Annotated in this window: 17 protein-coding genes and 1 tRNA gene; 4 read left to right on the top strand and 14 right to left on the bottom strand. The window is 71.5% G+C overall.

All coding sequences use genetic code 11. From position 1 onward, the window contains the following. Positions 1-145: 145 nt before the first annotated feature. The 5 genes from IFT79_RS13600 to IFT79_RS13580 all read right to left on the bottom strand — a co-directional run bounded on the left by IFT79_RS13600 (position 146) and on the right by IFT79_RS13580 (position 3,415). Positions 146-526, bottom strand: coding sequence for an Rv3654c family TadE-like protein (locus IFT79_RS13600; RefSeq protein ID WP_192124713.1), 381 nt, complete (start codon positions 524-526; stop codon positions 146-148). Next, positions 523-897 (bottom strand): TadE family type IV pilus minor pilin, encoded by a 375-nt coding sequence (locus tag IFT79_RS13595; protein WP_192124711.1) that lies wholly within the window; start codon positions 895-897, stop codon positions 523-525. Before IFT79_RS13595 ends, IFT79_RS13600 begins: the two co-directional genes overlap by 4 nt. A 5-nt stretch (positions 898-902) precedes the next feature. Further along, a complete protein-coding gene (locus tag IFT79_RS13590; protein WP_192124709.1) occupies positions 903-1,181 on the bottom strand; it encodes a DUF4244 domain-containing protein in 279 nt (92 codons plus the stop codon). A 102-nt stretch (positions 1,182-1,283) separates the two neighbouring features. Further along, a complete protein-coding gene (locus tag IFT79_RS13585; RefSeq protein WP_192124707.1) occupies positions 1,284-2,336 on the bottom strand; it encodes a type II secretion system F family protein in 1,053 nt (350 codons plus the stop codon). Then, complete coding sequence (locus IFT79_RS13580) at positions 2,333-3,415, bottom strand: TadA family conjugal transfer-associated ATPase (RefSeq protein WP_192124705.1); 1,083 nt, start codon at positions 3,413-3,415, stop codon at positions 2,333-2,335. Before IFT79_RS13580 ends, IFT79_RS13585 begins: the two co-directional genes overlap by 4 nt. Before the next feature lie 369 nt (positions 3,416-3,784). Here IFT79_RS13580 and acs point away from each other — a divergent pair, with 369 nt between their 5' ends. After that, positions 3,785-5,737 (top strand): acetate--CoA ligase, encoded by a 1,953-nt coding sequence (acs, locus tag IFT79_RS13575; protein ID WP_192124703.1) that lies wholly within the window; start codon positions 3,785-3,787, stop codon positions 5,735-5,737. 69 nt (positions 5,738-5,806) lie between these two features. Here acs and IFT79_RS13570 read toward each other — a convergent pair whose 3' ends face one another. Together IFT79_RS13570 and IFT79_RS13565 are read right to left on the bottom strand one after the other, a co-directional pair. Then, complete coding sequence (locus tag IFT79_RS13570; protein ID WP_056046459.1) at positions 5,807-6,277, bottom strand: RidA family protein; 471 nt, start codon at positions 6,275-6,277, stop codon at positions 5,807-5,809. Then, on the bottom strand, positions 6,277-6,435 hold the full coding sequence (locus IFT79_RS13565; RefSeq protein ID WP_167599048.1) for a hypothetical protein: 159 nt from the start codon (positions 6,433-6,435) through the stop codon (positions 6,277-6,279). The genes IFT79_RS13570 and IFT79_RS13565 overlap by 1 nt, the downstream gene beginning before the upstream one ends. Positions 6,436-6,485: 50 nt before the next feature. Between IFT79_RS13565 and IFT79_RS13560 the strand changes: the two genes are divergently transcribed. The 3 genes from IFT79_RS13560 to IFT79_RS13550 all read left to right on the top strand — a co-directional run bounded on the left by IFT79_RS13560 (position 6,486) and on the right by IFT79_RS13550 (position 10,164). Next, complete coding sequence (locus IFT79_RS13560) at positions 6,486-9,044, top strand: transglycosylase domain-containing protein (protein WP_082460303.1); 2,559 nt, start codon at positions 6,486-6,488, stop codon at positions 9,042-9,044. Positions 9,045-9,088: 44 nt separating this feature from the next. Further along, complete coding sequence (locus IFT79_RS13555; protein ID WP_123570827.1) at positions 9,089-10,009, top strand: metallophosphoesterase; 921 nt, start codon at positions 9,089-9,091, stop codon at positions 10,007-10,009. Positions 10,010-10,087: 78 nt separating this feature from the next. Then, positions 10,088-10,164, top strand: a tRNA-Pro gene (locus IFT79_RS13550). Positions 10,165-10,315: 151 nt separating this feature from the next. Here the strand turns inward: IFT79_RS13550 and IFT79_RS13545 are convergent. The 7 genes from IFT79_RS13545 to IFT79_RS13515 all read right to left on the bottom strand — a co-directional run bounded on the left by IFT79_RS13545 (position 10,316) and on the right by IFT79_RS13515 (position 18,186). Continuing rightward, complete coding sequence (locus IFT79_RS13545) at positions 10,316-10,921, bottom strand: thymidine kinase (protein WP_056046465.1); 606 nt, start codon at positions 10,919-10,921, stop codon at positions 10,316-10,318. After that, on the bottom strand, positions 10,921-11,670 hold the full coding sequence (locus tag IFT79_RS13540) for a response regulator transcription factor (protein WP_082460304.1): 750 nt from the start codon (positions 11,668-11,670) through the stop codon (positions 10,921-10,923). The genes IFT79_RS13545 and IFT79_RS13540 overlap by 1 nt, the downstream gene beginning before the upstream one ends. After that, on the bottom strand, positions 11,657-12,829 hold the full coding sequence (locus IFT79_RS13535) for a hypothetical protein (RefSeq protein ID WP_192124701.1): 1,173 nt from the start codon (positions 12,827-12,829) through the stop codon (positions 11,657-11,659). The genes IFT79_RS13540 and IFT79_RS13535 overlap by 14 nt, the downstream gene beginning before the upstream one ends. Then, the gene (locus IFT79_RS13530) at positions 12,826-14,067 is read right to left on the bottom strand and encodes a sensor histidine kinase (RefSeq protein WP_192124699.1); all 1,242 of its coding nucleotides are present in this window, start codon (positions 14,065-14,067) and stop codon (positions 12,826-12,828) included. The genes IFT79_RS13535 and IFT79_RS13530 overlap by 4 nt, the downstream gene beginning before the upstream one ends. A gap of 177 nt (positions 14,068-14,244) precedes the next feature. Beyond that, the gene (locus IFT79_RS13525; RefSeq protein ID WP_192124697.1) at positions 14,245-15,444 is read right to left on the bottom strand and encodes an Rv2578c family radical SAM protein; all 1,200 of its coding nucleotides are present in this window, start codon (positions 15,442-15,444) and stop codon (positions 14,245-14,247) included. Between the two features lie 78 nt (positions 15,445-15,522). Then, entirely contained in the window at positions 15,523-17,004 is a 1,482-nt protein-coding gene (locus IFT79_RS13520; RefSeq protein WP_192124695.1) for a malate:quinone oxidoreductase, read from the bottom strand. Between the two features lie 129 nt (positions 17,005-17,133). Next, on the bottom strand, positions 17,134-18,186 hold the full coding sequence (locus tag IFT79_RS13515; protein WP_173151274.1) for an aspartate-semialdehyde dehydrogenase: 1,053 nt from the start codon (positions 18,184-18,186) through the stop codon (positions 17,134-17,136). Between the last annotated feature and the right edge of the window lie 39 nt (positions 18,187-18,225).

Below are 18,225 nucleotides of genomic sequence, written 5' to 3'. Positions count from 1 at the left end.
GGTGGTGCGGCGACCCGGTCCGACGGACCGGGCGAGGGGCTGCAGGGCGAGGACGGGGTGCTCGATCGCTCCCACCGACCCCGAGGAACGTCGGGAGCCGTGCAGCCGACAGCCACACCATACACACCCGACGCCCGGGCCCCGTTCACGGGCCGCCGCCCCGGGGCGGGGCCGTCGCGGGCGGCGGACCGGCGGTCGCCCGGGCCCCGACGTCGAGGGGACCGAAGGTCGTCGAGACCTCCACCGTGACCTCTGCACCCGCGACGACGCAGGCCGAGAGAGCGACGCCGTTCGCCTCCGCGGTCGCGGCCGCGCGGTCGCAGGCGGCACCGACGACGGCCCCCGACAGGGCGTCGGCTGCGGCGAGCGCCGACGCGTCGGCCGCCCCGGCCGTGCGCGACCGGACCGCGAGGGCCGAGTGCGATCCGACGAGCGCGACGGCGAGGACGGTGATCGTCACGAGCGCGCCGGCCGCCAGCACGCTCGAGCTGCCGCCATCGCTCCCGAGGAGCTGGCGGACGGTCATCCCCCGGCCCGCGGTGCGCAGCTGCGGGAGGCCAACGCGACCTCGCCGACGAGACCGAGCCGTACCTGCCGGCGGAGGTCGACGCAGACGAGGTCGGCGGTGACGGACTCGGACACCGCCGCGCCCGGCGCCAGCCGGGCGAGGGTCGGGCCGACCGAACCACGGTCGCCCCGGGCGGTCTGCCGGGCGACCACGGCTGCGGCGTCGGCGAGGCGGACCGACTGCGAGGTCACGCCCAGGCTCGCCGCGACGAACGAGACGACCAGGATCAGGGCGGGCATCGTCATCGCGAACTCGACCGTCGCGCTTCCCCTCTCGTCGTCCACTCGACGGAGGAGACGGACGAGGCGCGCACGGACCCCGGTCGTCACGGCGATCACCCGACCGACAGGGCGGACCGGACCAGGTCGGAGAGGATGCTCCGGACCTCGTCCGACCTCATGATCGTGACGAGCAAACCGGCGAAGCCCACCGCGGCCATGATCACGATCGCGTACTCGGCCGTGGCGGCACCGTCGTCGGCCCGGGCGACGCGACGCGCGACCGAGGCGAGGCGGCCGAACGGGGCGAGGCGGCCGGCCGGGGAGGTACGGCGAGCTGGGGACGGAGGGCCTGACGTGGGGACGGCGGGCGACGGGGTCTCGGCAACGGTCATGATGTTCCTCTCGTGGGTGTCGGCACCTCATCGGTGACGTTCCGAGCCTGGCGGCATTCCGCGGACGGCTCGCAGACGTCGCACCGTGCTGGGGACGACCGATCACCAGGAGCCCGCTGTGGACGACACGAGCGAGACGACCAGCGGCACGACCCCGATGACCAGGAACGCCGGCAGGATGCACACGCCGAGCGGCAGCATCAGGGTGACGCCGAGGCGGCCCGCGGCGGCCTGGGCGGCCGTCCGGGCCTCCAGCCGCAGCTCGCGGGCCTCGGACCGCAGGAGCAGCCCCGCCGGTGCCCCCGCACGACGGGACAGGTCGAGCACCGCCTCGCACCGACGCCGCTCGACCCGGTCGGCGGACTCGCCGACCGGGCCCGCGCCTCCTGGTGGCTCGGTGACCGCGGCCTCGATCCCGCACGAGACGATCGCCTCGTCGACGGTGGCGAGGCCCGCCGACCACGAGGCTCCCCCGGACAACGCCACGGCGAGGAGTTCGGGGCGCAGGCCCGGCACCCTCGACGACGGGAGGGCGCCGCGCACGAGTCGGGCGTTCCACCGACGGGCGACCATCACGAGTCCTCCGGCGACGCCGACGCACGCCCAACCGATCGGGGTGCCGACGAGCACCGCACCGGTGTCGAAGCCCAGCCCCAGGGAGAAGAGGAGGCCCACCGGCGGGAGGGCGAGGACCACGTTCGCGGTCGCCCGTGGCCCGCTCAGGGCGACCTGGACGTCACGGCGCGCCTCGTCGGCCGACCGGAGCGCCGACACGAGGGAGTGGAGGCAATCGGCCATCGGGGCCCCGCTCGTCTCGGCCACGCGCCAGGCGCAGGCGACCTGCCTCCAGGTGCGGTCGTGCCCGTCGGGGTCCTGGGCGCCCTCGAAGGGTCGTGTGTCGAGCCAGGACACGAGGCTCGTCGACACCGCGACGCCGTCGCCGCCGTCGAGCGCGACCGCCTCGGCGAGCCGTCGGATCGCGCCCGGGGGTTCGACCGCGCCGACGTGGCCCCAGGCCCTCGCGGGCGCGACCCCTGCACCGATGAGGACGGCGAGGCGTTCGACCAGGACGGCGGCCGGCGTGAGTCGTGACCGCCGCGTCCTCCGGCGTCCGGGGCCCGGGCCCCCGGGACGACGGCCCGGACCACCGGTCACCCCCGTGATCCCGTCCGCGCGACCAGGCGTCCCTCGGGCGTCACGGCGAGATGGCCGATCTCGGCGAGCCTCCGACGACCGTCGCGTCGCTCGAGGTGGAACACGGCGTCGATCGCGCTGACGGCCTGCCGGGCGAGCGCGTCCACCCCGAGCCCGGCGAGTGCCCCGAGAGCCTCGAGTCGTGCGGGGACGTCGTCCAGACCGTTGGCGTGGACCGTGCCCGCGCCTCCGTCGTGCCCGGTGTTCAGGGCCGAGAGCAGGTCGCGGATCTCCGGCCCCCGGACCTCGCCCACGACGAGACGGTCGGGTCGCATCCGCAGCGCCTCGCGGACGAGACGGGACAGGTCGACTCCACCCGCTCCCTCGAGATTGGGTTGCCGCGTCTCGAGCGCCACGACGTGTGGATGGCGTGGCCGCAACTCGGCGACGTCCTCGATGGTGACGATGCGGTCGGAGACGGGAGCCTCGGACAACAGTGCGGCGAGGAACGTGGTCTTGCCGGCGCCGCCCGACCCGCTGACCAGGACGTTGACACGGCGCTCCACGCAGCCGGTCACCGCCTCGAGGGCCCCCGCGGGGAAGAACCCCCGACGATCGAGGTCGAGGAGCGACATCGACTCGACCCGGGGCACCCGGATCGAGATCGCCGTCCCCGCGACCGCCAGCGGAGGCAGGACGACGTGGACCCGGAGACCGTCACCCAGGCGCACGTCGACGCACGGACTCGACTCGTCGACGTGGCGTCCCCCGAGCGAGACCAGGCGCACCGCGACCTGCCGAGCCGAGGCCTCGGAGAGATGGACGCTCGTCTCGGGCTCGGCCCCGTCGCCGCGATCGACCCAGACACCCACGCCGCCGGTCACGAAGACGTCGGTGACGGCCGGATCGTCGAGGAGGCGCCCCAGAGGCCCGAATGCGGAACGCTCGGGTCGCGCAAGGCGTCCTTGTACCCCGAATCGAGCGTCTGTACCCCGGTCCATGCCGAGCGCCGGAACGGGAGGCAGGGTGAAGCGGGACGGAGGGTGACGGAGGGTGAGGGACGGGTGACCGGCGGTGTCGAGCTGAGGCGCGGAGAACATGGTCCCGACCGTAGGGAGCGCCCGGGCGGCACAGACAGATCGGTAGAGCACCGTGGGGACGGATCGTCGATGAACGCCCTTGGGGACGAGCCGTCCATCCACCCGGGCGACCGCCGGGTTAAAAGAGAGGGGCGGCACCGGTTGGGGGGAACCGGTGCCGCCACGTGCGCCGAGCGATTGGGGGGAATCAGCACGACGCACGTCGGAATTGAATCCGACTCGCCAAGTGTACCCCAGGTCGGCTCCGGAACACCACGTCGTCCGGCCGCCACGCGCGCGCGGCCCGCCCTTGCCCGGTGGGACCTCCGGAGTAAGGTCGTCGGCGCGGCTCCGAGCCGCGGTTCACGCAACGACGCGAGAGGACTTCCGATGCTCGACGGCACCGACGACCGACCCACCGAAGGACGCACCTTCGCCCCGCCTGCCGACTTCGCCCGGACGGCCGTCGCCGGCTCGGACCTCGCCGGACGAGCCGCCGCCGACCGCCTCGCCTTCTGGGGCGAGCAGGCCCGCGAGCGGCTCACGTGGGACCGGGTCCCGACCGAGACGCTCGACTGGTCGGACGCGCCCTTCGCCCGGTGGTTCGCCGACGGAACGCTGAACGTCGCCTACAACTGCCTCGATCGTCACGTCGAGGCAGGGCACGGGGATCGCGTCGCGCTGCACTGGGAGGGCGAGCCCGGCGACGCCCGCTCGGTGACCTACGCCGAGCTCACCGACGAGGTCAAGCGCGCGGCGAACCTGCTGCTGTCACTCGGCGTACAGGCGGGCGACCGCGTCGTCGTCTACCTCCCGCAGATCCCGGAGGCCGTGGTGACCATGCTCGCCGTGGCCCGGATCGGGGCGGTCCACTCGGTCGTCTTCGGCGGCTTCAGCGCCGAGAGCCTGCGCGCGCGCATCGACGACGCCGGTGCCCGCCTGGTCGTCACGGCGGACGGAGGCTGGCGCAAGGGAGCGGTCTCCCCGCTCAAGGCCGCCGTGGACGAGGCCCTGGCGGTGGACGGCGACTCGACGGTCGAGCACGTCCTCGTCGTCCGACGAGGCGGCAACGACGTCGACTGGACCGACGGCCGCGACGTCTGGTGGCACGACGCGATCGAGACCGTGGACGCCGAACACGTCGCCGATCCGTTCGAGGCCGAGCACCCGCTCTTCATCCTGTACACGAGCGGCACGACCGGGAAGCCCAAGGGCATCCTGCACACCTCCGGGGGCTACCTCACGCAGGTCGCCTACAGCCACTCCGTCGTCTTCGACCTGCACCCCGAGACCGACGTCTACTGGTGCACGGCGGACGTCGGCTGGATCACCGGGCACAGCTACGTCGTCTACGGCCCGCTCGCCAACGGTGCGACGCAGGTGCTCTACGAGGGCACCCCCGACTTCCCCGCACCGGGCCGCTGGTGGGACCTCGTCGAGAAGTACGGGGTGACGATCTTCTACACCGCGCCGACGGCCATCCGGGGCTTCATGAAGTCCGGGAGGGAGATCCCGGCGGCCCGCGACCTGACGTCCCTGCGCCTCCTGGGGTCGGTCGGCGAGCCCATCAACCCGGAGGCCTGGCTGTGGTTCCGCGAGGTGATCGGTGCCGGCCGGACGCCCATCGTCGACACGTGGTGGCAGACCGAGACGGGTGCGCAGATGATCTCGGCGCTGCCGGGTGTCACCACCACCAAGCCCGGATCGGCCCAGACCCCCCTGCCGGGCATCTCGGTCGACGTGGTCGACGACCACGGCACCCCGGTGGCGAACGGCGAGAGCGGCCTCCTGGTCGTGTCCGAGCCGTGGCCGTCGATGCTGCGAGGCATCTGGGGTGACCCCGACCGCTACGTCGAGACGTACTGGAGCCGCTTCGGCGACCGCTACTTCGCCGGCGACGGTGCCCGCCGCGACGAGGACGGCGACATCTGGCTGCTCGGCCGGGTCGACGACGTGATGAACGTCTCGGGTCACCGTCTGTCGACCGCCGAGATCGAGTCGGCCCTCGTGTCGCACCCGATCGTCGCCGAGTCGGCGGTCGTCGGTGCCGCCGACGAGACCACCGGTCAGGCGGTGGTCGCCTTCGTCATCCTGCGGAACAAGGCGAGGACGACGCAGACCCCCGAGGAGGCGGTGGCCACCCTGCGCGCGCACGTCGCCCACCAGATCGGCGCGATCGCGCGACCGCGCACCGTGGTGCTCGTCGACGAGCTGCCGAAGACGCGCTCGGGCAAGATCATGCGCCGCCTGCTGAGGGACGTGGCGGAGGGCCGCGAGGTCGGCGACACGACCACGCTGGCGGACACGTCGGTCATGTCGGTGATCACCGCCGAGATGCGCTGACCCCGGCGCGACGACGGCCCCTCCTCGTCGAGAGGAGGGGCCGTCGTCACGACCGGACGAGGAGGCGCGTCAGCGGACCTCGAGGACGAGTTCGACCTCGACCGGCGAGTCGAGCGGCAGCACCGCGACCCCGACGGCGCTCCGGGCGTGACGCCCGGCCTCGCCGAAGATCTGGCCCAGGAGGTCGGACGCGCCGTTGATCACCCCGGGCTGGCCGGAGAAGCCGGGATCGGAGGCGACGAAACCGGTCAGCTTGACGACGCGGAGGACGTCGTCGAGCGAGTCGAGCACCGTCGCCGCGGCGGCCAGGGCGTTCAGCACGCAGGTCGCGGCCAGCGCCTGCGCGTCGGCGGGCTCGACCAGCCCGTGACCGTCACCCACCTTGCCCGTGGTCGGCAGCCGACCGTCGACGAACGGCAGCTGCCCCGCCGTGTAGACGAGCGACCCCGTGCGGAGGGCAGGGACGTACGAGCCCGCGGGTGCCGCGACGGGAGGGAGGACGAGACCGAGCTCGGCCAGGCGCTCGTCGACCGTCGTCATCAGGCGTCCTGCCGAGGGCGCTTCAGCCACGCGACGGGACCACCCTCGGGCCCCTGGGTCACCTGGACGAGTTCCCATCCGTCGGAGCCCCAGTTGTTGAGGATCGCCGTGCTGTTGTGCACCAGCAGGGGCGTCGTCGTGTACTCCCAAAGGACCATTTCGGCTTCCGTTCAGCTTGAAAATCGGCGATGTCGCTTACCCTGATCCTATGTCTGCCCAAAAATCGAAGCCCACGTCAGCCATCGGGGCACTCTTCGGATTCGTCGGCTTCAGCGTCCTGGCCGGCCTCCTGGTGACCATCGGCGTGACACCGGCCATCGCGGTCGCCGGCATGACGGCCTCGAGTTCGATCGGCGTCTTCGAGTCGATCCCCGAGTACATCGAGATCGGCAAGCTGCAGCAGCGCAACACGCTGTACGCGACCCAGGGCGGGCAGCAGGTCCCCTTCGCGACCCTCTACAGCGAGAACCGCGTCGAGCTCTCGTGGGACGAGGTCAGCCCGAACCTCAAGACCGCCGTCGTCGCCGGCGAGGACCGTCGCTTCTACGAGCACGGCGGCGTCGACGTCACCTCGCTCGTGCGCGCGGCCGTGGGCTCCGCAGGCGCCGGCGAGTTGGGCGCGAGCGGTGGCGGCTCGACCCTGACGATGCAGCTCGTCCGCAACATCCGCATCGCGCAGTCGCAGCAGCTGCCGACGGCGGACGAGCGCGACGCCGCCTACAAGGAGGCGACCACCACGACCCTCGACCGCAAGCTGGAAGAGATGAAGTTCGCGATCGGGCTCGAGAAGAAGTACAGCAAGGACGACATCCTCCTGGCGTACCTCAACATCGCGTACTTCGGCGACCAGACCTACGGCGTGCAGGCCGCCGCCCAGCACTACTACAACAAGAGCGCGGCCGACCTGACGGTCCCCGAGGCCGCGAGCCTCATCGCGATCGTCCAGTACCCGGACTCGCGCAACATGTCGACGCCCGAGAAGTACCCGGCCAACAAGGCCCGGCGCGACGTCATCATCAAGTCGATGCTCGCCGAGAAGGACATCGACCAGGCGACGGCCGACGCCTCTCTGGCCACGCCCGTCGAGAGCTACGTCGTCCTCACGGCGCCCACGCAGGGCTGCGGCGCGGTCACGGTCCCCTCGGCCGCCTACTTCTGCGACTACGTGAAGAAGAGCATCAAGGACCTCGCCGTCCTGGGCTCGTCTCCTGAGGAACGCCAGGCCAACTGGAACACCGGTGGTTACGACGTCTACACGACGCTGAACCTCGACCTCAACGAGAACGCCAAGGCGCAGGTCGACAAGTACGCTCCGGCCAGCGAGGCCAACTTCCAGCTGGGCAGCGTGGTCGACAGCGTCGAGGCCGGTACCGGCCGCGTCGTCGTGATGGCACAGAACACCACGTTCTCCGAGACGTCGAGCCCCGACCGCACCCTCACCTCGGTGAACTACAGCACCGACCGGGACTACGGCGGATCGATCGGCTTCCAGCCCGGTTCGACCTACAAGCCCTTCACCCTCATCGACTGGCTCGAGCAGGGGCACGGCATCTACGAGAGCGTCAACGCCAAGCCGCGGACGTTCAACATGACCATCGACGGCAGCCGGGGCAACAAATACGCCCCCAAGAACGACGCGGGCGAGCAGCCCGGCCAGATGAGCGTCGCGGACGCGACGGCCAAGTCGATGAACACGGCCTACGCGGCCATGGCCGAGAAGCTCGACATCGCCGACATCAACGGCGTCGCGAAGAAGCTCGGCGTTCACCGTGCCGACGGGGGCGAGATGCACGACTTCGCGTCGTCGATCCTCGGCACCGCCGACGAGATCGCGCCGCTGACCATGGCGACCGCATACGCCGGGATCGCCGCGGGCGGCGTCTACTGCTCGCCGATCATCGTGGACAACATCAAGGACGACAAGGGTGTCGACCTCGGCGGCCAGCCGCAGTCGTGCAGCCAGGTCGTCGACCCCCAGGTCGCCGCGGCCGCCGCGGTGGCCATGCAGGGCCTCTGGCGGAACGGCACCGGCGTCGGCGGCCTCCCGGCGGACGGCTACCCCGAGATCGGCAAGACCGGCACCACCGACCTCAAGGACCAGATCTGGATCATCGGCGCGACGTCGAAGATCGCCACGGCCGTGTGGCAGGGCGTCGCGGACGGCCCCAAGAAGAGCCTCCGCAGCTACAACTCCCCCAACCTGGCCGGCTCGACCAGCTACGCGACGGCCCGCGTGCAGTACTTCAAGGCCGTCCAGAGCGTCAACAACACCGTGTACCCGGGAGGCGCGTTCGGCGAGGCCTCGGGCGCGGTGCTCCGCGGTTCGGGCGTCGCCGTGCCCGACATGGCCGGCACGACGCCCTCGGCCGCCCAGGCGCTGCTGAGGGGCGTCTCCCTGGTCTACGCGGACGGTGGCACCCAGCCGTCGGCCCTGCCCGCGGGTCAGGTCATCGGCTCGGACCCCGCCGTGGGCAGCGTCGTGTCCAAGGGCACGACCGTGAAGGTCTTCACCAGCGACGGCAGCGGCGCAGCCGCGGTCCCGGACGTGACCCGGCAGAAGGTGGGCGACGCGGTCAAGTCGATCGGCGGAGCCGGGTTCGACGCGTCCAAGGTGTCCATCGCGGGCTTCACGCCCGGAGACGGGAAGAACGCCTGCCAGGTCGCCTCGACGAATCCTGCCGCCAACACGTCCGTCGCGAAGGACTCGGCCATCGGGCTGACCGTCTACGGCGACAGGGACGGCAACGACCCGGGCAACTGCGCGTGAGCCCACGGAGCACCGGCGGGCCGAGCGCCCTCCAGACGACGGCCGTGACCGCAGCAGCGGGCGCGGCCGTCGGCCTCGGGGCGCTGGCCTGGGGCGTGTTCGTCGAACGCAACCGGTTCACCGTGCGGCACGAGGTGTTGCCCGTCCTCGAGCCCGGCTCCCGGACGCTGACGATCCTGCACCTGTCCGACCTGCACCTCGCACCCTGGCAGGCCGAGAAGCAGGAATGGATCCGCGGCCTCGCCGTGCTCGAACCCGATCTCATCGTCAACACGGGCGACAACATCGGCCACGAGGACGCCCACACCGCGCTCGAGTACGCCCTCGAGCCCTTCCGAGGCGTCCCCGGGGTCTTCGTCAACGGCTCCAACGACTACTACGGACCCTCCCCCAAGAACCCCCTGGCCTACTTCGGCGGCCCGAGCAAGGCCCACCGCACGCCCGTCGACCTCGACGTCGACCGGATGCAGTCGTTCTTCACCGACCAGCTCGGCTGGCTCGACCTGAACAACAGGGCCCGTGCGCTCGAGATGCGAGGCTCGCGCCTCGAACTCTTCGGGGTCAACGACGCCCACCGCGGCTGGGACCGCCTCGACCGCATCCCCGGTGCCCTCGACGACCTCCGCGAGAACGTGGGCTGGCAGGACGACCACGGTGGACCCGAGCCCATCAGCATCGGCGTCACCCATGCGCCGTACCAACGCGTGCTCAACTCCTTCGTCAACAACGGTGCCGACGTCATCTTCGGCGGGCACACCCACGGCGGACAGGTCCAGGTGCCCGGCTACGGTGCCCTCGTCACCAACTGCGACCTGCCGCGCAGCAAGGTCAGCGGTCTGACGACCTGGAGCCACGCCCGCAAGACCGCACACCTCGAGATCTCGGCCGGTCTGGGCACCTCGATCTACGCCCCCGTGCGGTTCTCGTGCCGCCCCGAAGCCGTGATCGTGACCCTGACGGCCTGAGCACGACCGGAGTGACACGAGCAGGCCCGAACATGGGCTATTCTTGTCAGGTTGCTTCACGTGAGAACGCGAAGACATCGGGGTGTGGCGCAGCTTGGTAGCGCGCCTCGTTCGGGACGAGGAGGTCGTGGGTTCGAATCCCGCTACCCCGACCACAAACAAATGGCTCCACCTTCGGGTGGAGCCATTTGTTTCTCTGTGCTCGTTGGTTCGCCCTGAGGGCGACACGAATCGGCGCCACCTTCGGGTAGGGCCGGTTTCTTCTCGTGTTCGCCGCTTCGCCGGTTCGCCCTCGGGCGACACCGGTCAGGCGAGGCGGCCGCCGGACTCGGCGAGATAGCAGGCACCGCAGAGCGACTCGTATGTCACCTGCTGACCGTCGATGGCGACCTGGTCGCCGTCGAACACGAAGCGGTCACCGACCGTGCGCGCCGTGAAGACCGCCTTGCGACCGCAGCGGCAGATCGTCTTGAGCTCTTCGAGCGAATGGGCCACCTCGAGCAGTCGCCGACTACCGGGGAAGGCCACCGTGCGGAAGTCCGTCCGGATGCCGTAGGCCAGTACGGGGACGTCGTCGAGGATCGCGATGCGCAAGAGGTCGTCGATCTGGTGCGGCGCCAGGAACTGCGCCTCGTCGACGAGCAGACAGGCCAGGCTCGACCCGGTCTCGGCCCGGACGGCGTCGCGGCGGGCCGAGAAGACCTGGCGGACCTCGTCGTCGGGGGCGAAGGTGACGTCCGCGGCCCGGGTCACGCCCAGCCGCGAGACGATGGCGTCGTCACCCTTGGTGTCGACGCCCGGCTTGGCGAGCAGGACCCGCTGACCGCGTTCTTCGTAGTTGTACGCCGCCTGCAGCAGAGCCGTGCTCTTGCCGCTGTTCATCGCGCCGTAGCGGAAGTAGAGCTTGGCCACTACTGCAGGTAACCGTCTTCGGCGGCCCGACGGATGAGCTCGGACTTCTTGCTGGCCGGACGGTTGGCCTTGGCGTACTTCTCGCGGACGCGCCGGAGGAAGGTCTTCGCCGTCTCGTACTGAACGTTCATCTGCGCGGCGACCTCGTTGGTGCTGAAGCCCGAGACGTACAACCGGAACGCCTCGGCCTCGCCGGCGCTGAGCTTGGGCCGGGTCTGGTTCGCGGCGCCGGCCGGCAGGGGACGCCAGTCGCGCTGCGGGGAGTTGTCTCGGGCCACGCCCATGACCTGGCGGGCCGCGTCCATCACCTCGCGCATGGGCAGGGTCTTCGACAGGAACGCCGACGCTCCCGCCTCGAGGGCACGCTCGCGGGACTCGCGGGTGTCGAGACTGGACAGCACGACGACCTTGGCCCCGGCGGCCCGGCAGGTGCGCACGCGGGCCTCGATCGAGACGGGCTCTTTCAACTGGAAGTCGAGGAAGACGAGGTCGGTCGGGAAGTTGTCGCTGTGCACCAGCTGCAGCCAGGTGTGAGCCGTCAGGACGAGGTCGAAGTCGTAGGCGTTGACGTTGATCCAGCTGCTGAGGCTGTCGAGGAGCACCTCGTGGTCGTCGAGGATCGCGAGCCGGACGCGACGAGCGGGCGGTGCCTCGGAACCCGGGCCGACGGTGGCCCAGGAAGGTGATGCGACGGGCCTCCCGAAGCCCGGACGGTGGGACGAGCGGCCGCTCGGCTCAGTGCTGGTCATAAGAAAACCTTAGTGTCAGAAGCGACGGCGCCCGGTCGACCCGCAGGTCGCCCGAGACGAGGCGCAGCACGGTCAGACAGGGGGCGAGCGACCGTCGTGCGGCGACGGCCGAGGCCCGGCACGCGAGCTCGATCGTGACGCCCACCCGCGCCTCCTCGGCCTCGAGCAGGACCCGGAGCGAGCGGACGTCGGCGGCCTCGACGTCGTCCACCGTCGCGACGAGGGCCCAGAGGGCGGTGCGGTGCCCGGGGCCCAGGAGATCGGCGAGCCGGTCGGGGTCGACGACCTCGGCGGGCACCCGGCGGCCGGGCGCGGCGAGTCGCCGGGCCAGCCACGTCGCGTCGGCGTCGGCCACCAGGGAGGCGCGCAACGCGTCGGCCACGCGCCGGGCCTCGTCGGCGTCCCCCTCGACGATCCGGCCGGACTCGACGAGCCGTGCGAAGAACGGCACCACCTCGCGGTTGAGGACGGTGACACGGTCCTGCTGGACCGACCGGGCGAGGGTCACCCTGAGGTCGTCGGTGCTGGCCCTGCGGAATCCCGTGGCCCGCGAGACCCACCCCTCGACATGGGCCACGAAGACCCCCGAGAAGGTCGCCGACGCGGCGGTCAGGGCGAGCAACGGGGTGAGGGCGACGACGACGTACGACGCGGTGGGCACCGGTGTGACGAAACCGGGCGCCTCGACCAGGACCACGAGGGCGAGGACCACGGCCACGGCGCCTCCGGCGGCGAGGATCTCGCGTGCCGAGCGGTACGGTGCCACCCCGAGCAGGAGCACCCCGGAGACGATCCCCGCCCAGTCGTCCCGGACGAAGGGATTGCTGCCGGAGGTGGCCAGGGCGGACAGGACACCCGCCACCGCACACGTCGCGGCGACGCACCAGAGCGCCCGCGGCCCGAACGGTGCCCGCAAGGGGCCGGCCGACACGACGAGTGCGACGCCACCCGCGGCCACGGCGACGAGTGCACCGACCGCGGCCCCCGGCGAGGACACGTCGGAGGCCCGCAGCAGCGTGCCGACCACGGCGACGAGCAGGGCGGCGAGAGCCGCCCCGAAGGTGATCGGTCGGGCCGCCAGGGCGCCGAGGGGGTCGACCTGCTGGGGTGATCGATCGGAGGCGCGCCCGAGGGCACGAGGAGGGGCGGGGAGGGTCACGCGGGCACCCCGTCCTCGGTGGCGACGTCGCCGACCACCGGCGCCCCGGCGGCGAACGGGACCCGCAGGACGATCGACGTCCCGCTGCCGGGGGACGACCAGACCTGCACGTGACCGTGGACGCGTGTGAGACGGCCCTCGACCGACGCCGTCAGTCCGAGACGGTCGGGGGCCACCGCCGCCGTGTCGAAGCCGACTCCGTCGTCGATCACCATCACGGTGAGGTCGGTGCCGTCGCCGAAGACGACGAGCTCGGCCCGGTCGACCCCGCTGTGGCGGCTCACGTTCACGAGGCACTGTGCGACCGCCAGGCCGAGGGCGTCCCCGGTGACGGGGTCGAGGCGACCGACGGCCGAGACGTCGCCGGTCACGGCCACCTCGAGGCCGCCCGATCGCGACTGCTCGACGGCCGCGTGCAGTCGGCTGGCCTCCCAGCCGTCGGCGGCCGTCACGGCGGCCTCGGAGGGCACCGACCCCGGTGAGAGCCAGTCGCGCCCCACGAGGAGCTCGAGATCGGCCGCGATCGACCGCGCGGTGTCGGGCGACAGAGGACCGGGGCGGGCGGTGGCTACGGCCGCGAGATGCCCGAGGATCGTGTCGTGGACGAGGGCCGCGGCCTGCTGCTCGATGTCGACACGGATGCCCTGCACCTGCTGCTCGAGTGCGGACCGGTGCAGCCGCGGCTGAGCCGACCGCGCGCGTCCCCGCGACGCCTCGGCGTGACCGGTCACCACCGCGACCAGGACGAAGGCCAGCAGGGCGGTCACGTCGAGCCGCAGGGAGGCCCCCGTGTGCCAGGTCGCCAGCTGCGTGGCGAGCTCGCCCGCCGCGTAACCCGCCGCAGTCCAGAGGAGACCCCGGCGGGGCCCGACGGCGGTGCTGCCGACCATGATGAGGGCGATCTTGGGCAACGAGAGCGAGAACGCGTCCGACGCCTGCACCGCCGCGACCTGCGAGAAGAGGGTGACGGCGTACCAGTAGAGGGCGGCGGTCCCGACGATCAGGTAGGCGAGGTGGGCCGTCGTGGACCGCGTGCGGTCGACCACGACGAGCAGGACGACCATCGGGAGGAGCGAGACCAGAGCGGGCCAGAGCAACAGATCGGGCGTGGCGGCCTGTTTCGTGAGCAGGAGGGCAGCCGCCGCCGCGAGGACGGTGGCCGCGATCGCGTGGCAGGCCCTCGACACCGAGTCGCCGAGCGCCGTCGGCGCCAGGTGGGCAGGGAGGCCGAGCAGCATGGGGCCTCCTCGGCTCGTTCGTGGTCAGGACAGATCATGACAGAAGCCGGACCTGGGCTGTACCCCGACATGTGGGGCCAGGGCGGGTGTCGCGCAGGCAGAGCGCTTCTTCTTGTGCCCCGTTCTGGTCGAGCGGGGCACAACACCCCGTGCCGATGACCTCTGGCCCTCGGAGGCTCAGAACAGTCGCGGCTGTGATCGGGCCCCGCCCGGCAGTTCGTGGGCGATGAGGGCGCGCGGGACCGCGGAGTCACCGGCACCGGCACCGGCACCGGCACCGACGGCCAGGTCGGGGATGCCCGCCAGGCCGCCCGTCCCGGCGGCCGGGGTCGCGCCGGTGCCGTTGAGGCCCATCAGTCGGAGGGAACGCGCGCTGTCGTCGAGTGCGGCGGAACGCATCGACCCCGTGGCCGGGTCGGCCCGCCCCTTCTCGAGGCCGTACTCGCGCAGCAGGGGCCGTAGCCGGGCGGCCAGCCAGGAGCGGTACCCCGTCGGGGCGTAGGTGCCCTGGGCGAAGAGCGCACGGTACTTGCCCACGAGTTCGGGGTGCTCACGCTCGAGCCAGGCGAACCACCACTCTTTGACCCCGGGCTTGAGGTGCAGGGCGCTGTACATGACGCTCGACGCGCCCGAGTCGCGGACGGCGGCGAGCGCGGCGTGCAGGTGGTCGAGGCCGTCGGTGAGGTACGGCAGCACGGGCATCATGAACACCGAGCAGGACAGCCCCAGCTCTCGGGCCGCGGAGACGGTGGCCAGGCGGGCCGCCGTCGTCGGCGTGCCCGGCTCGACCGACTGCTGCAGGTCGTCGTCGTGGACGGCGATCGACATGGCCAGGTCGACGGGCACGTGCTGCGCCGCCTCGGCGAGCAGGGGGAGGTCGCGCCGCAACAACGTGCCCTTGGTCAGGATGCTGAAGGGCGTGCCCGAGTCGGCGAGGGCGGCGATGATGCCGGGCATGAGCCGGTACCGGCCCTCGGCGCGTTGGTAGGGATCGGTGTTCGTGCCGAGCGCGACCGGGTGGTGCTGCCAGGTGGGGCGGTGGAGCTCACGCGCGAGCACCTCGGCGACGTTGACCTTGACGACGATCTGCCGGTCGAAGTCGTCGCCGCCGTCGAGGTCGAGGTACTCGTGGGTGGGGCGGGCGAAGCAGTACACGCACGCGTGGCTGCAGCCCCGGTAGGGATTGATCGTCCACCCGAACGGGAGGGCCGAATCGCCACCCGGCACACGGTTGAGGGCACTCTTCGCGACCACCTCGTGGAACGTCACCCCCGCGAACTCGGGCGTCGTGACGGAGGTGATCAGGTTGTTCAATCGCGCCAGACCGGGCAGCGCCGAGGCGTTCTCGGTGTCGACCGCTTGCTCGGACCATCGCATTCCCCCATTCGAACACATGTTCGAACCAGGGTCAACCCCAGGCCCGCAGCACGGGGACGCGAGGCCCGGGGCGAGGCGTCAGGCGTGGATGTGCAACGCCTCGGCGGTCGCCCCGATGGTCGACGCGGCCCGGCGTTCGTCGGACGAGAGGTCGTCGCCGTACGTGGGGATCATGGCGTTGAGCCGGGGCTTCCACGACGCGATGCGGTCGGGGAAGCACCGCTCGAGCACGCTGAGCATGATCGGCACGGCCGTGGACGCCCCGGGGGACGCACCGAGCAGGCCCGCGATGGTGCCGTCGCCCGCCGTGATGACCTCGGTGCCGAACTGCAGCACCCCGCCCTTCTTGCGGTCCTTCTTGATGACCTGCACCCGCTGACCGGCCGTGATGCGGTACCAGTCCTTCGGGTCGGCGTCGGGCATGAACTCGCGCAGCGCCTCGAACTTGGTCTGCTTGCTCGCCGCCAGTTGCCCCACGAGGTACTTGACGAGCGAGAGGTTGGCGAGCCCGGCCCGGATCATCGGGTAGAGGTTGTGGGCACGGATCGACGCGAAGAGGTCGAACATCGAGCCGTGTTTGAGGAACTTCGGGCTGAAACCGGCGTAGGGCCCGAACATCAGGCTGGCCTGCCCGTCGACGACGCGCGTGTCGAGGTGCGGCACCGACATCGGGGGCGAGCCGACGGCGGCCTTGCCGTAGACCTTGGCCTGGTGTTTGCCGACGATCGCGGGATCGTCGCAACGGAGGAACTCGCCGCTGACCGGGAACCCGCCGAAGCCCTTGATCTCGTCGATGCCCGACTTCTGCAGCAGGTGCAGCGCTCCCCCACCGGCGCCGACGAAGACGAAGCGCGCGTCGACGGTCGTCGGCGTGCCACCGACCTGCTTGCGGAGGGCCACCCGCCACGTGCCGTCGGCGAGCTTCGTGAGGTTCGTGACGCGGTGGTCGACCTCGAGGATCGCCCCCTCGCCCTGCAGGTAGGTGAGGAGGAGGCGCGTGAGGGACCCGAAGTCGACGTCCGTGCCGGCGGCGATGCGCGTCGCCGCGATCGGCTGCCCCTTCGCCCGTCCCGGGATGAGGACCGGTGCCCACGACCGGATGACGGACGCGTCGGTGCTGAACTCGAGCCCCTGGAACAGCGGGTGCTCGCGCAGGGCCTCGTGGCGCTTGCGGAGGTACTCGACGTTCTTCTCGCCCCAGACGAAGCTCATGTGCGGGGTCGAGTTGATGAAGGCGTCCGGCTGCGGCAGAGCCCCCTCGGCCACGAGGAACGACCAGAACTGCCGCGACACCTGGAACTGCTCGTTGACCTTGACGGCGCTCGACGTGTCGATGGTGCCGTCGGAGCGCTCGGGCGTGTAGTTGAGCTCGCAGAGGGCGGAGTGGCCCGTGCCCGCGTTGTTCCAGGGGTTGCTCGACTCGAGGGCGACGTCGCCCAGCGCCTCGTAGATCTGGATCGTCCAACTCGGCTCGAGCTGTTTGATCATGGCACCGAGGGTGGCACTCATGATGCCTGCCCCGATGAGGGCTACGTCGACGGGCTTCTTCGCATCGGTCACGACGTCAGTCTAGGCCCGGCCCCCTCGGCGACCCCGGGTGGCCGCCGGAGCACGACACCCCGGTGTCTCGATGTCGAGAGACCGGGGTGCGACGCATCACCGACCCCTCGGGCGACCGGCGTCGACGGATCAGGCGACGGCGCGTTCGGCGGCGACGAGCTCGGCGATCTGCACGGCGTTGAGCGCCGCACCCTTGCGGAGGTTGTCGTTGCTGATGAAGAACGCGAGCCCACGGTGACCGGGGACGCCCTCGTCGTGCCGGATGCGGCCGACGAAGCTGGGGTCGGCTCCCGCCGCCTCGAGCGGGGTCGGGACGTCGGTGAGGACCACCCCGGGGGCGTCGCGCAGGAGTTCTTCCGCGCGCTCCGCCGTGATGTCCGAGGCGAACTCGGCGTTGATCGAGAGCGAGTGCCCCGTGAAGACCGGCACCCGGACGCACGTGCCGCTGACCAGCAGGTCGGGGCGCTCGAGGATCTTGCGGCTCTCGTTGCGCAGCTTCTTCTCTTCGTCGGTCTCGTTCGTGCCGTCGTCCACGATGCTGCCCGCGAGCGGGATGACGTCGAAGGCGATGGGACGGACGTACGTGACCGGCTCGGGCAAGTCGACCGCGCGACCGTCGTGCACGAGGCCGATGGTGTCGCCCTCGATCGCGGCACGGGTCTGCTGCAGCAGCTCGTCGGCGCCGGCGAGTCCACTGCCCGACACCGCCTGGTAGGTGCTGACGATCAGGCGCTGCAGGGTGGCCTCGGTGTCGAGCACCTTCAGCACGGGCATGGCCGCCATGGTCGTGCAGTTGGGGTTGGCGACGATGCCCTTGACCGCCTCGCGGAGGGCGTGGGGGTTGACCTCGCTGACCACCAGGGGCACCTCGGGGTCCATGCGCCAGGCGCTCGAGTTGTCGATGACCAGTGCCCCGGCCGCGGCGAACCGTGGCGCGTGGGCCCGCGAGCCCGTCGCGCCCGCCGAGAAGAGGGCGATGTCGAGACCCGCGGGGTCGGCCGTCTCGACGTCCTCGACCACGATGTCGACACCGCGGAACGGCAGGGTCGTGCCCGCCGACCGGGCGGTGGCGAAGAAGCGGATCTCGGCGATCGGGAAGTCGCGCTCGTCGAGCAGCGTGCGCATGACCTTGCCGACCTGTCCGGTCGCGCCGATCACGCCGACGCGCAGTCCTTCGGCCATGGGTGCCTCCTGGGGTTCGGTGGTGCGGGTCCTGGCCCG

It is taken from the genome of Frigoribacterium sp. CFBP 8759 (assembly GCF_014841655.1).
Taxonomy (GTDB): domain Bacteria; phylum Actinomycetota; class Actinomycetes; order Actinomycetales; family Microbacteriaceae; genus Frigoribacterium.
The sequence above is the reverse complement of the archived record's forward strand: the minus strand, read 5'-3'. Positions and strand labels throughout refer to the sequence as shown.

Coding starts and splice junctions, on each gene's coding strand:
- IFT79_RS13540 (WP_082460304.1), bottom strand. CDS start 11,670: ATGACCAGCACTGAGCCGAGCGGCCGCTCGTCCCACCGTCCGGGCTTC.
- IFT79_RS13565 (WP_167599048.1), bottom strand. CDS start 6,435: ATGGTCCTTTGGGAGTACACGACGACGCCCCTGCTGGTGCACAACAGC.
- IFT79_RS13530 (WP_192124699.1), bottom strand. CDS start 14,067: ATGCTGCTCGGCCTCCCTGCCCACCTGGCGCCGACGGCGCTCGGCGAC.
- IFT79_RS13570 (WP_056046459.1), bottom strand. CDS start 6,277: ATGACGACGGTCGACGAGCGCCTGGCCGAGCTCGGTCTCGTCCTCCCT.
- IFT79_RS13590 (WP_192124709.1), bottom strand. CDS start 1,181: ATGACCGTTGCCGAGACCCCGTCGCCCGCCGTCCCCACGTCAGGCCCT.
- IFT79_RS13560 (WP_082460303.1), top strand. CDS start 6,486: ATGTCTGCCCAAAAATCGAAGCCCACGTCAGCCATCGGGGCACTCTTC.
- acs (WP_192124703.1), top strand. CDS start 3,785: ATGCTCGACGGCACCGACGACCGACCCACCGAAGGACGCACCTTCGCC.
- IFT79_RS13515 (WP_173151274.1), bottom strand. CDS start 18,186: ATGGCCGAAGGACTGCGCGTCGGCGTGATCGGCGCGACCGGACAGGTC.
- IFT79_RS13525 (WP_192124697.1), bottom strand. CDS start 15,444: ATGCGATGGTCCGAGCAAGCGGTCGACACCGAGAACGCCTCGGCGCTG.
- IFT79_RS13600 (WP_192124713.1), bottom strand. CDS start 526: ATGACCGTCCGCCAGCTCCTCGGGAGCGATGGCGGCAGCTCGAGCGTG.
- IFT79_RS13580 (WP_192124705.1), bottom strand. CDS start 3,415: ATGTTCTCCGCGCCTCAGCTCGACACCGCCGGTCACCCGTCCCTCACC.